This is a genomic window from Arthrobacter oryzae (genome assembly GCF_037911235.1).
GTDB lineage: Bacteria > Actinomycetota > Actinomycetes > Actinomycetales > Micrococcaceae > Arthrobacter > Arthrobacter oryzae_E.
The window spans coordinates 1-13,231 of record NZ_JBBLYW010000071.1; the positions used below are offsets into that span (position 1 = coordinate 1).

The 13,231-nt window shown below is 67.6% G+C and carries 9 protein-coding genes; 6 read left to right on the forward strand and 3 right to left on the reverse strand.

What is annotated here, in order from left to right:
- Positions 1-75 precede the first annotated feature (75 nt).
- From WMN78_RS20050 to WMN78_RS20070, 5 genes are read left to right on the forward strand one after another with little or no spacing between them, the layout of a single operon-like run.
- The gene (locus WMN78_RS20050; protein ID WP_340535515.1) at positions 76-3,786 is read left to right on the forward strand and encodes a nitrate reductase subunit alpha; all 3,711 of its coding nucleotides are present in this window, start codon (positions 76-78) and stop codon (positions 3,784-3,786) included.
- Complete coding sequence (gene narH, locus WMN78_RS20055; protein WP_340535516.1) at positions 3,786-5,477, forward strand: nitrate reductase subunit beta; 1,692 nt, start codon at positions 3,786-3,788, stop codon at positions 5,475-5,477. Before WMN78_RS20050 ends, narH begins: the two co-directional genes overlap by 1 nt.
- Positions 5,474-6,094 carry a nitrate reductase molybdenum cofactor assembly chaperone gene (narJ, locus tag WMN78_RS20060; RefSeq protein ID WP_340535517.1) on the forward strand — a complete coding sequence of 207 codons (621 nt, stop codon included), beginning with the start codon at positions 5,474-5,476 and terminating at the stop codon, positions 6,092-6,094. The genes narH and narJ overlap by 4 nt, the downstream gene beginning before the upstream one ends.
- Before the next feature lie 2 nt (positions 6,095-6,096).
- Entirely contained in the window at positions 6,097-6,963 is an 867-nt protein-coding gene (gene narI, locus WMN78_RS20065) for a respiratory nitrate reductase subunit gamma (protein WP_340535518.1), read from the forward strand.
- Positions 6,964-6,994: 31 nt separating this feature from the next.
- Positions 6,995-8,218 carry an MFS transporter gene (locus WMN78_RS20070; RefSeq protein ID WP_340535519.1) on the forward strand — a complete coding sequence of 408 codons (1,224 nt, stop codon included), beginning with the start codon at positions 6,995-6,997 and terminating at the stop codon, positions 8,216-8,218.
- 109 nt (positions 8,219-8,327) lie between these two features.
- Here WMN78_RS20070 and WMN78_RS20075 read toward each other — a convergent pair whose 3' ends face one another.
- Complete coding sequence (locus WMN78_RS20075) at positions 8,328-9,680, reverse strand: DUF445 domain-containing protein (RefSeq protein WP_340535520.1); 1,353 nt, start codon at positions 9,678-9,680, stop codon at positions 8,328-8,330.
- A 50-nt stretch (positions 9,681-9,730) separates the two neighbouring features.
- Between WMN78_RS20075 and WMN78_RS20080 the strand changes: the two genes are divergently transcribed.
- Entirely contained in the window at positions 9,731-10,630 is a 900-nt protein-coding gene (locus WMN78_RS20080; RefSeq protein WP_340535521.1) for a glycerophosphodiester phosphodiesterase, read from the forward strand.
- A 36-nt stretch (positions 10,631-10,666) separates the two neighbouring features.
- Here the strand turns inward: WMN78_RS20080 and WMN78_RS20085 are convergent, their stop codons facing one another.
- A complete protein-coding gene (locus WMN78_RS20085) occupies positions 10,667-12,319 on the reverse strand; it encodes an ABC transporter permease (protein ID WP_340535522.1) in 1,653 nt (550 codons plus the stop codon).
- Positions 12,316-13,224: an ABC transporter ATP-binding protein gene (locus WMN78_RS20090; RefSeq protein WP_340535523.1), complete on the reverse strand. Its 909-nt coding sequence runs from the start codon at positions 13,222-13,224 to the stop codon at positions 12,316-12,318. Before WMN78_RS20090 ends, WMN78_RS20085 begins: the two co-directional genes overlap by 4 nt.
- Positions 13,225-13,231 lie beyond the last annotated feature (7 nt).

A 13,231-nucleotide genomic window follows, 5' to 3' on the forward strand; every position in this document is an offset into this window, starting at 1 on the left:
TTCGCGCTGTTGCCGCGCGGAGCCAGTGCCGTTCGGCCCTATCCGGGGCTTCACGCGACAACCTAGCTTGAGGGCATGGCTGCCGGACCCCATGCGGGGTTAGATGGACCCGCATCAGATGCAATGTTGAAGCTGGGCCGTTTCTTCACCAAATGGGACCAGACCGACGACGGCAGGGCGGTGTTCCGGGAGGGTGGCCGCAAGGGCGACATCTTCTACCGCGACCGCTGGAGCCACGACAAGGTGGTCCGCTCCACGCACGGGGTGAACTGCACCGGCTCCTGCTCCTGGAAGGTGTACGTCAAGGACGGCATCATCACCTGGGAATCCCAGCAGACCGACTACCCCTCGGTGGGCCCGGACAGTCCGGAATACGAACCCAGGGGCTGCCCGCGCGGGGCGGCCTTCTCCTGGTACACCTACTCGCCCACCCGCGTCCGCTTCCCGTACGCCCGGGGCGTCCTCGTCGAAATGTACCGCGAAGCGAAGGCCCGCCTCGGCGATCCGGTGCTCGCTTTTGCAGAAATAGCGGCTGACCCGGAGCGCCGCCGCCGCTACCAGCAGGCCCGCGGCAAGGGCGGCCTGGTGCGCGTCTCCTGGCAGGAGGCAGTCGAGATCGCAGCGGCCGCCCACGTGAACACAATCAAAACCTACGGCCCGGACCGCTGCGCCGGCTTCTCGCCCATCCCCGCGATGTCCATGGTGTCGCATGCCGTGGGGACCCGCTTCATCCAGCTGATCGGCGGGGTGATGACGTCCTTCTACGACTGGTATGCGGACCTGCCCGTGGCCAGCCCCCAGGTCTTCGGTGACCAGACGGACGTGCCGGAATCCGGCGACTGGTGGGACGCGCGCTACCTCATGATGTGGGGTTCCAACGTCCCGGTCACCCGGACGCCGGACGCGCACTGGATGGCCGAGGTGCGGTACCGCGGCACCAAGGTGGTCACGGTCAGCCCGGACTACGCGGACAACACCAAGTTCGCCGACGAATGGCTCCCCGCCCAGGCCGGAACGGACGCCGCGCTCGCCATGGCCATGGGCCACGTCATGCTCAAGGAATTCTTCGTCGACCGTGACGTGCCTTTCTTCTCCGACTACGTCCGGCAGTACACGGACCTGCCGTTCCTCGTACGGCTCGTGAAGAACGACGACGGCGGGCTGACGCCGTCGAAATTCCTCACCGCCCAGGACCTCCCGGCGGAGTCCGGGGCCGAGGACGCAGCGTTCCGCACCGTGCTGTTCGATAAAAAGACCGGCCGGACGGCCGTCCCCAACGGCTCCATGGGTTTCCGTTATTCCGGCAGCGGCGAGGGCAAATGGAACCTCGATCTCGAGGGGATTGACCCGGCCCTGTCGCTCCGGGAGGTCTCCGCTGAGAGCGCCGAAATCCTGCTGCCGTGCTTCGAGGACGCCGGCGGCGAGGGCAGCGTGCTGCGGCGCGGCGTGCCCGTCATCGAGGTGGATGGCCACCTGGTCACCACGGTGTTCGACCTCATGCTGGCGCAGTACGGCGTGGGCAGGGAAGGACTTCCGGGGGAGTGGGCCGCCGGCTACGACGACGCGGCGACGCCCTACACCCCGGCCTGGCAGGAGGAGATCACGTCAGTTCCGGCGCAGGCCTGCATCCGGGTGGCACGGGAGTTCGCCCGGAATGCCGAGCAGTCCAAGGGCCGGTCCATGATCATCATGGGCGCCGGGATCTGCCAGTGGTTCCACGGCGACACCACCTACCGGGCCGTCCTGGCGCTCGTGATGCTGACCGGCTGCATGGGCCGCAACGGCGGCGGCTGGGCGCACTACGTGGGGCAGGAAAAAACCCGCCCCGTCACCGGCTGGCTGTCGCTGGCCAACGCGCTGGACTGGTCCCGGCCGCCGCGGACCATGATCGGCACCGGCTACTGGTACATGCACACGGACCAGTGGCGGCAGGACGGGTACTCCGCAGACGCGCTGAAATCCCCGCTTTCCACGGGAGCCCTGGACGGCATGCACACCGCAGACGCCCTGGCCCAGTCCGCACGGCTCGGCTGGATGCCGTTCTACCCGCAGTTCGACCGCAACCCGCTGGACCTCGCGGACGAGGCGGAGGCCGCCGTCGCCGCCGGAACCGCCCCGGACACTCCCGGCTACATCGCGGACGCGCTCAAGAACCGCACCCTGAACCCGGCGATCGAGGACGTGGACGCCCCGGAGAACTGGCCGCGGACCCTCGTGCTGTGGCGCTCCAACCTCTTCGGCTCCTCGGCCAAGGGCAACGAGTACTTCCTGCGGAACCTGCTGGGCACCCACAACAACGTGCTGGGCAAGGACCACGCCGAAGGGCTCAAGCCCAGGGACGTGAAATGGCATGAGCAGGCGCCGGAGGGGAAGCTGGACCTGCTGGTCTCCGCGGACTTCCGGATGACCTCCACCACGCTGCTGTCCGACGTCGTGTTCCCGGCTGCCACCTGGTACGAGAAGCATGACCTGTCCTCCACGGACATGCACCCCTTTGTGCATGCGTTCAGCCCGGCGATCGACCCGCCGTGGGAGACCAAGACCGATTTCGACACCTTCCACCTGCTGGCCCGCGAGTTCTCCCGGCAGGCCAAGGCCCACCTAGGGGTGAGGCGGGACCTGGTCAGTGTGCCGCTGCAGCACGACACCCCGGGCCAGCTTGCCCAGCCCGGCGGGATCGTCCGGGACTGGCGGGACGCGTCCATCCCCGCAGTACCCGGCCAGAACATGCCCGTCTTTTCCGTGGTGGAGCGGGACTATACGGCGATCGCGGACAAACTGGCCGCCGTCGGACCCCTTGCCGACAAACTGGGTTTCACGGTCAAGAACGTGACCTACAAACTTGCCGGAGCCTTGGACCGGCTCAGCCGGTCCAACGGCGTGATGCTGGGCGGCGCCGCGGACGGCCGGCCGGCGATCGACACCGACGCGAAAATGGCCGAGGCCATCCTGGCCTTCTCCGGCACCACCAACGGTGCGCTGTCCGTGCAGGGTTTCAAGGACCTGGAAGTCCGCACCGGCCGGAAACTCGCGGACCTGTCTGAGGGCTCCGAGGAAAAGTTCATCACCTTCGCCCAGACCCAGGCCGGCCCGGTCCCGGTGATCACCTCGCCGGAATGGTCGGGCTCCGAAACCGGCGGCCGGCGCTACGCCCCGTTCACCATCAACATCGAACGGCTCAAGCCCTTCCACACCTTGACCGGGCGGATGCACTTCTTCCTCGACCATGACTGGATGATCGACATCGGCGAGGCCCTTCCGATCTACCGGCCGCCGCTGGACATGCACCGGCTCTTCGGTGAACCCAAACTCGGCCGCGACGGGTCCATGGAGGTGGTGGTCCGCTACCTCACCCCGCACTCCAAATGGTCCATCCACTCCGAATACCAGGACAACCTGCTGATGCTCTCGCTGTCCCGCGGCGGTCCCACGGTATGGATGAGCCCCGCCGACGCCGAGGCCATCCAGGTCAAGGACAACGACTGGGTGGAGTGCCTGAACATCAACGGCGTCCTGGTGGCCCGGGCCATCGTCAGCCACCGGATGCCGGCCGGCGTGGTCTACGTCCACCACGCCCAGGAGCGCACCATCGACGTGCCCAAGTCCGAGGCCACCGGCAGGCGCGGCGGCATCCACAACTCGGTCACCCGGCTGCTGGTCAAGCCCTCGCACCTGATCGGCGGCTACGCCCAGCTGGCCTACGCGTTCAACTACCTCGGCCCCACCGGAAACCAGCGCGACATGGTTGCCACCGTCCGCCGTCGTTCCCAGGAGGTGCAGTACTGATGCGAGTAATGGCTCAAATGGGCATGGTCATGAACCTGGACAAATGCATCGGCTGCCACACATGTTCCGTGACCTGCAAGCAGGCCTGGACCAACCGTGCTGGCACCGAATACGTCTGGTTCAACAACGTGGAAACCCGTCCCGGGCAGGGGTATCCGCGCCGCTACGAGGACCAGGAGCGGTGGCACGGCGGCTGGGTGCTGAACAAGCGCGGCAAGCTGGTGCTCAAGGCCGGCGGACGCGTGAAGAAGCTGCTGGGGATCTTCGCCAGCCCCGTCCAGCCCGAGCTCAAGGACTACTACGAGCCGTGGACCTACGACTACAAGACCCTCGTGGATGCGCCGCTGGGCGACGACTTCCCGGTGGCCCGGCCCAAGTCCCTGATCACCGGCAAGGACACGAAAATCACGTGGTCCGCGAACTGGGACGACGACCTGGGCGGCTCCACAGAGAACGGGCACCTTGACCCGATCGTGGAAAAAGTGCGGCGCGAATCAGAGGACAAGATCAAGTTCGCCTACGAGCAGACCTTCATGTTCTACCTGCCGCGGATCTGCGAGCACTGCCTGAACCCGTCCTGCATGGCGTCCTGCCCGTCCGGCGCCATCTACAAGCGGGTGGAGGACGGCATTGTGCTGGTGGACCAGGACAAGTGCCGGGGCTGGCGGCAGTGCGTCACCGGCTGCCCGTACAAGAAGATCTACTTCAACCACAAGACCGGGAAGGCCGAGAAGTGCACCTTCTGCTACCCGCGGGTGGAGGTGGGGCTGCCGACGGTCTGCTCGGAGACCTGCGTGGGCCGGCTGCGGTACCTGGGGCTGTTCCTGTACGACGCCGACGCCGTCACCGCGGCGGCGGCCGTCACCGACCCGAAGGAACTCTACGACGCCCAGATGGACGTGCTGCTGGACCCGAACGACCCCGCCGTCCAGGCCGACGCCCGCGCCCAGGGCATCCCGGAGGACTGGATAGACGCCGCCCGGCGCTCGCCGGTGTACGCCCTCGCGAAGGTCTACAAGGTGGCCCTGCCGCTGCACCCGGAATACCGGACCATGCCGATGGTCTGGTACGTGCCGCCGCTCTCACCGGTGGTGGATCTGCTGCGGGACCAGGGGCACGACGGCGAGGATCAGGGCAACCTTTTCGGCGCCATTGAGGCGCTTCGCATCCCGGTGGAATACCTCGCGGAACTGTTCACGGCCGGGGACGCGGAGCGGGTCACCGCCGTCTTGAAGAAGCTTGCGGCGATGCGCTCCTACATGCGCGGCATCAGCCTGGGCAACGACCCCGACGACTCCATCCCGGAAGCGGTGGGCATGGACGGCCAGACGATGTACGAGATGTACCGGCTGATGGCGATCGCGAAGTACGACGAGCGCTACGTCATCCCCAAGGCCCACGTGGAACAGGCCCATGACCTCGAGGAGATGGGCTGCTCGCTGGACTTCGAGGGCGGCCCGGGCATGCAGGATACAGCCCACTTCGGCGAGGCCAGCGGCCGCCCGGTCCCCGTGGCGGTGGAAACCTTCAACGCCCTGCGGGACCGGCAGACCTCAGCCGAGGCTCCCGGTGAAACAACCCTGCGGGGGCGCGTGAACCTGCTGAACTGGGACGGCACCGGGGCCCCGCCGGGGTTGTTCCCGGAAAAAGGGTTGTTCCCTGACCAGCGCACGCCGGGAGAGCTGCCTTGAGCCGGCGCCAGCAGGTGGTCTACCTGGCGGCGGCCTGGTGCCTGTCCTACCCGGATGAGGAACTGATCGGCAGGGTGCCGCTCATGCGTTCTGCGTTGGGCGAGTTCCCCGGTGCGTTGCCGGACTTCGCCGGGGTGCTGGATCTGCTGGAATCCACGCCGTCTATGGAAGTGCAGGCACACTACGTGCGCGAATTCGACCTCGGCAAGCGCCACGCGCTCCACCTGAGCTACTGGACCGACGGGGACACCCGGCGCCGCGGTGAAGTGCTGGGCAACTTCAAGAAGACCTACCGGCAAAGCGACATCCTGGTGGACACCCACGGGGAACTTCCGGACTACCTGCCGATGGTCCTGGAATACGCCGCCGTGGTGGACCTGGCGGCGGGACGCGAACTGCTGACCCGTTTCCGGGCCAGCTTGGAGATGCTCCGGTTCGGGCTGCTGCGGGACGAGCTTCCGCACGCCCGGATCCTCCAAGCCGTCTGCGCCACGCTGCCTGGCAAATCGCCGGCGGATGAGCAGGCCGTGATGCGGATGGCCGGCTACGGGCCTCCCGTCGAATCGGTGGGCCTGGACCCGTACGACCCGCGACTCCTGCCCGTGAAGGGGGCCTGACCATGCCGGCAACCGAAGCCGAGCCCGCATCCGCCGTCGAAATTTCCACCATGGACATCGTGCTCTGGGGCGTCCTGCCGTACGTCATGATGGTGGTGCTGGTGGGCGGCCTGGTGTGGCGCTACAAGTACGATCAGTTCGGCTGGACCACCAGATCATCCCAGCTGTACGAATCGAAGCTTCTCCGGGTTGCCTCGCCACTGTTCCACTTCGGCCTTCTGGCCGTGATCGCCGGCCACTTCTTTGGCCTGGTCATCCCGATGGCGTGGACGCAGGCAGTTGGAATGAGCCAGGACTTCTACCACTTCAACGCCCTGTTCGTGGGCGGGATTGCGGGCGTGGGGACGCTCGGCGGGATCATCCTGCTCATTTACCGCCGCCGCACCACCGGGCCTGTGTTCATGGCCACCACCACGAACGACAAGACCATGTACGTGGTGCTCACTGCCGCCATCGTGTTCGGCCTCTGGACTACACTGGCCAGCGTTTTCGAGGGCGAGCACGGCCACAACTACCGCGAGACCGTGGCGCCCTGGTTCCGGTCGCTGTTCATCTTCCAGCCGGACATCGAGGCCATGGCCGGGGCGCCGTTTTCCTTCCACCTGCACACCCTGGTGGGAATGGCACTGTTCGTCATCTGGCCGTTCACCCGGCTGGTCCACGCCTTCACGGCGCCGTTGCACTACCTCTTCCGCCCCTACATCGTCTACCGCTCGCGTGACCGGGACCGGGCCGGAGGAAAAGCAGCCGGCCGGGCGGCGGGAGGGAAAGCACCGGACCGGCCGGCAGGGTCCACCACCTCAGGCGTTCCGGCCCGGCGTGGCTGGTCGCCCGTGGGAACCAAGGACAGAGATACCCGTAACCGCTGAAAGTGGCTAGCTGAATCCGAAGGAGTGAACAGTGGCTGGAACAGCACCGTCCCCAACGTCCGCCTCCACGGGCCGGACCCTGAACCTGGTGCTGGCCACAGCGGCGTCCGTGGCAGGGTTCTGGGCCTGGAACTCCGTGGCAACCCTAGGCGCCTTTTACACGCAGAACCTGCAGTTGAACCCGGCCACCACCGGCGTGCTGGTCGCTATGCCGGTGTTCGTCGGCTCGCTGGGGCGGATCGTGGTCGGCACCCTGACGGACAAGTACGGGGGCCGGGTGATGTTCACTTTCGTGCTGCTCGCCGCCATCCTGCCGATCCTGCTCGTCTCCGTCGGCGGCACCCTCCGCTCCTTCCCGCTGGTGCTGGGCGCCGGCCTGCTGCTCGGCGTTGCCGGAACCGTCTTCGCCGTCGGAATCCCCTTTGTCAGCGCCTGGTACGAGCCGTCCCGGCGGGGCTTCGCCACCGGCGTCTTTGGCGCCGGCATGGGCGGAACGGCGCTGGCCGCCTTCCTCAACCCCCGGCTCGTTGCCGCCATCGGGTACTTCCCCACGCATCTGCTGATCGCTGGCGTCCTAGTCGTGATGGCTGCCCTGGTCTGGTTCCTGATGAAGGAATCCCCGGGCTGGACCCGTAACAATGCCCCGGTGCTGCCCAAGCTCCTGGACGCCGCCAAGACGCCGGTCACCTGGAAGATGTGCTTCCTCTACGCCGTCGTCTTCGGCGGTTTCGTCTCCTTCGCCACCTACCTGCCCACCTACCTCCGGGACGTGTACAGCTTCGATCCCAGCGGCGCCGGTGCCCGCACCGCAGGGTTCGCCCTCGCGGCGGTGCTGGCACGGCCGGTGGGCGGCGTGATGGCAGACAAACTGGGGCCCAAACCGGTGGTGATCGTTTCGCTGTCCGCCGTCGCCGTCCTGGCGTGGGTGGTGAACCTGCAGCCCGACGGCGAGGTCCCGGCGGGCCTGACCTTCGTCGCCATGGCGGCGGCCCTCGGACTGGGCACGGGCGGGGTGTTCGCCTGGGTGGGTGTGCTGGCACCGCAGGGAAAAGTGGGCAGCATCAGCGGTGTGGTCAGCGCTGCGGGCGGCCTCGGCGGCTACTTTCCGCCGCTCGTGATGGGGGCAACGTACGACGCCGCCACCCACAGCTACTCGATCGGGCTGCTCCTGCTGGTGGTCACGGCGCTCGCGGCACTGGCTTTCACGGTGTTCGCAGTGCAGGGACGGACCAAGGCAAAGGCCGTGCCCGCGTAGCTTCGCTCCCACTTGAGCGCGAACGGACACTTGCGGCCCTTCGGAAGGGTGCTCAAGTGCCCGTTCGGGCTTGGGGAAGGGTGCTCAAGTGTCCGTTCGGGCTTGGGGGTCAGCCGAAGGCCAGGTGTGCCACCGTGAAAATGGCCAGGCCGGCCAGGGCTCCCACCACCGTGCCGTTGATCCGGATGAACTGCAGGTCCTTGCCCACCTGAAGCTCGATCTTCTGCGATGTCTCCTCGGCATCCCAGCGCGCCACCGTATCCGTGATCACGCCGGCGATGTCCGAGCGGTATGTCTTCACCAGGTAGCCCGCGGCATCTCCGATCCACGCGTTCACCTTCCCGGCCAGCTCAGGGTCAACCACGAGCCGGGTGCCGAAGTCGTGCACGGCGGCCTTGAACTTCACGGTCAGTTCGCTGTGCGGATCGTCGACGGCGCTGAGCAGCGCCGCTTTGATGGTGCCCCAGGTGCGGGATGCCAGTTCGCGGACTTCGGGGTCGCCCAGGACCTGTGCCTTGATGCCTTCGGCGCGGGCGATCATCACGGGATCGTGCTGCAGGTCCTGCGCCAGCGAGGTGAGGTAGGTGTCGATGGACTGCCGGACCTGGTGGTCCGGATCGGACTGAACGGCCTTGGTGAACTTCAGGATTTCCACGTACACCTTGTCTCCCACGAGCCCGTCCACGAACTGCGGGACCCACTGCGGGGACCGGTCCGAAACCAGCCTGCTGACAGTCTCGTGGTTGTCCCGGACCCAGTCCACGGTCCGGTCCACCAGCAGGTCCACCAGCGTGTGGTGGTGCCCGTCGGCGAAGATCCGCTCGGCGAGCCGGCCCACCGGAGGCCCCCACGGCGGAGTGAGCAGGTGCTTGCGGACCATCGACTCGATCACGGCCTGGACGTCGTCGTCGTTCAATACTTTGAACGCGCCGCGGATGACGGCGGCACCCTCCTTGGCCACGCGCTCGGCGCCGCCGGGACCGGACAGCCACGCCCCTGCTTTCCGCGCGATGTCCACGGAGGCGAGCTTTTCCTGGACCACCTGTTCAGAGAGGAAATTGGTCTCCACGAACTCACCCAGCGAGGCGCCGATCTGGTCCTTGCGGCGCGGAATGATGGCCGTGTGCGGGATCTTAATCCCCATCGGGTACTTGAACAGCGCCGTCACGGCGAACCAGTCCGCGAGGGCGCCCACCATGCCGCCCTCCGCCGCCGCCCGCACGTATTCGAGCCATGGGTACTGCTTCTGCAGGGCGAAGGCAAAGACGAAAATCACCGCCATGAGAATCAGCAGGGCCAGCGCCAGGAGCTTCATTTTCCGCAGCGCGGCGGCTTTTTCGGCGTCACTGCCCAGGTCCCGGTCGACGACGGCGGCACCGGACTCGGGTGCGCCGCCTGGCTTGCCGGCATTCGCCGGACCGGTTGCAGCGGGACGGGTGGTTTGATCACTGTTCACCTGCATGTGCCCAGCCTAGCCCCGCAACCGCCACGGGTGTCCGCTAACGTGTCTCCATGACTACCGACGAGACCGTCTCTTCCCGGCCGCTGGTCTACGCCCACCGCGGAGCCAGCGCCGCTTTCGCCGAGCACACGCGGGCCGCCTATCTCCAGGCCCTCGCGGACGGGGCCGACGGTGTGGAATGCGACGTCCACCTCAGCCGCGACCAGCACGTCGTCCTGCTGCATGACGCGAACCTGGACCGCACCTCGGACGGAACCGGCCCTGTGGCGGACCGGACCCTTGAGGAGCTGCGGCTCTTGGATTTTTCCTCGTGGAAGGGCGCCCGCATCCCCCTCGAATACGGCGGGAAGTTCGACCAGCTGCTGACGCTGCCGGAGCTGCTGGACATCCTCCGGGAGGCGGGCCGGGAGATCGGGCTCGCCATTGAACTCAAGCATCCCAGCCCTTACCTGCTGCAGCTGGAGGACCGCGTGCTGGAGGTGCTGGAAGCTGAAGGCTGGGATCCCCGCACTTCAAGGGTGGACAACATCTCCGTCTCCTTCATGAGTTTCAGCCCGGACGCTGTGAAGCACCTGCTGAAGACTGTTCCGGCCGAGTTCGTCTGCCAGCTGGTGGACGACATCAACGTGGACGAAGTGCGTGAGGAACTGGGGCTGGGAATTATCACGGGCGGGGCCGTGGCGAACGTCATGCGGGCGGCCCAGGTGGAAGGCGAACGGATCCTGAACGACTGCGAAGTGAGGCTGGCCGGACCAGGCATTAACTACGTCCGCGAGCACGCCCGCACCGTGAAGCGCTGGCTGGATTCCGGCCGGAGATTCAGGGTGTGGACTGTTGATTCGGATCAGGACGTGGCGCTGTGCCAGGAGCTGGGCATCCACGAAATCACCACCAACCGGCCGGCGCAGGTGCTGGCCCGGCTCACGGAAAGCAGTCATCCCGTCGGCTGAGCAGTCCGGTCAGGCACTGTCGCTGATCAGCGCAGCTCACGCCGCCAGGTCGCGGCGCCGCCAGCCGGCGTAGCCCAGAGCGCCAAGCAGTGCCGCGGCGGCCGTGAGGGCCACCAGCGCCGGAACTGCTTCAGCGTCCACCGGAAGCAACGGGGTGTGCCGGAACGGCGAGAGGTCCATCAGCCATTCCGGAGCGTTCCACAGCACTCCGAATTCACCCAGCGCGATGAAGCCCAGCAGGAGCACCCACACGGCACCGGCCATCCGGGGCACCCAGCCGAACACCGCCAGCGCGGCACTGGTGAGCACCCAGGCAGCCGGAATCTGGGCCAGCGCCGCCATGGTGGACCGGGCCACCAGCTCCGCGTCATTGACGGCGGACGCGGCCCCGATGCCGATCGAGACGCCGGTCAGCAGCTGCAGCAGCGCAACGCCTGCCAGTGCCACGGCGTAGTGGCTGCTGGCCCAGCGGATGCGGGTGGTGGCAGTGCCCAGCAGGGCCTCGGTGTGCCCGGCAGCCTCCTCACTGCGGAGGTGGTTGGCCGCGGAGATGCCGTACGCGGCAGCGATGACCCCCATGATGCTGATCTCGGCGGCTAGGAACGCATCGGTCAGGGCCTGCCGGCCGCCCAGCGCCCGCATCAGGTCCTGGGCGCCGGGGGAACTCAGGAAGTCCGCCACATTGCCCACCAGCGAGCCGATCACCACTCCGAAAAGGACGAACGCCACGCACCACGCCACCAGGACGCGGTACTGCAGCCGCACGGCGAGGCCCAGCACGCCCGACAGGTGGCCGCGGGCGGGGCCGGGCCGCTCATCGCGAAGGCCGGCGCCGAGGTCGCGCCGCGACCGCAGGAAGAACGCGACGGGAACCAGCGCAGCGCAGAGCGCCAGGGGCAGCGAGAGCACCCACCAGTGGTCGCCGGCATAGGCCCGGATTTGCTGGTTCCACCCGATCGGCGAAAGCCAGGACCACACCGACGGGCCGGGTTCGGCGAGGTCGCCCACCGCCCGCAGCCCGTAGGTCACAGCGATGACTCCGATGCTGAACCCGGTCGCGGCGCGGGCGCTGGCCGTTAGCTGGGCCGCCAGGGCAGCCACCGCGCTGTATGCCATCCCAGTGGCTGCCCAGCCCAGGCCGAAGGCAAGTGACCCGTTCCCCGGCAAACCGCCGACGGCGAGGGCGGCCGCCGAGAACAGCCCGGTCAGGATGCTGGTAGCAAAGCTGATTGCCAGCGCGGACACCAGCGGGGCGTCGCGTCCCAGCCGGCCCCCGCCAAGCAGTTCCAGCCGTCCGCTTTCTTCGTCCCCCCGCGTGTGCCGGATGGTGAGGATGACCATGAGGACCGCAAGGATGGCTGTCATAAAGGCGGTGTATTTGATGAGGGAGAGGGCGCCGAGAGAGGCGGGATCGTAGATCCGGCCAAAGAGCGCCACCATGGATGCCGTGGCATTCAGCGCGGTAGAGGCCTCCACCCGGCTGGCCGCATCCGGGTACAGCTCTGCGCCGGCCACCGCCGTCGAGTAGGCAATCAGGGCGAACCCCGCTATCCAGAGCGGCAGCAGCCAGCGGTCCCGCCGCAGGCCGAGCCGGACCAGGACACCGGTTCCGGCCAGCGTTCCGGTCATGGCCCCGGATGGCGTCCGGGCCTGCGTCCGGGCTGCCGTCCTGGGCGCGGTGCCGGTCATCGCCGGGCCGCTTCGAACGATCCTGCCGGGCCGTAGTGGCGCAGGAACAAATCCTCCAGGGTGGGCGGCTGGCTGGTCAGCGCCTGCAACCCGGCAGCCGTCAGGGCCTGCAGGAACGGCCCCAGCCCCGCGGGGTCCACCTGGGCGGTCACACGGTGGTCGGTCACCACAATGTCGTGGGCACCGGGAAGGAGGTCCAGGCCAGGAGGTACGCGGGCGACGTCGGCCGTGACCGACGTCCGCGTAAGGTGCCGCAGCTGCTCAAGCGGCCCGGACTCCACCACCCTGCCGGCGCGAATGATGCTGACCCGGTCCGAGAGGGCCTCGGCCTCGCTCAGGATGTGGCTGCTCAGCAGGACCGTGCGGCCCTGCCCGCGCAACTCACGGACGCAGCCGCGGAAGGCGTCCTCCATCAACGGGTCCAGGCCGCTGGTGGGCTCGTCCAGGAGGAAGAGCTCGGCGTCCGTGGCCAGTGCCGCCACCAAGGCAACCTTTTGCCGGTTGCCCTTGGAGTACGTGCGCGACTTTTTCGTGGGGTCAAGGTCGAATGTCTGCAGCAGCGCGTCCCGCCGGGCGCGGTCCTGTCCGCCTTGGAGCCGGCCCAGCAGGTCGATCACCTCCCCGCCGGTCAGGTTCGGCCACAGGGCAACGTCCCCTGGAACATACGCCAGCCGGCGGTGCAGGGTGGCAACGTCGTGCCAGGGATCCAGGCCCAGCACGCGGATTGACCCGGAATTGGCCCGCAGCATACCCAGCAGCAGCCGCAAGGTGGTGGACTTGCCGGACCCGTTGGGACCCAGGAAGCCGTGCACCTCGCCCTCCGCCACACTGAAGTCGAGGCCGTCGAGGGCAGTGACGCTTCCGAAGCGCTTCACGACGCCGGTCATTTCCACCACGCTGCTCATAATCACA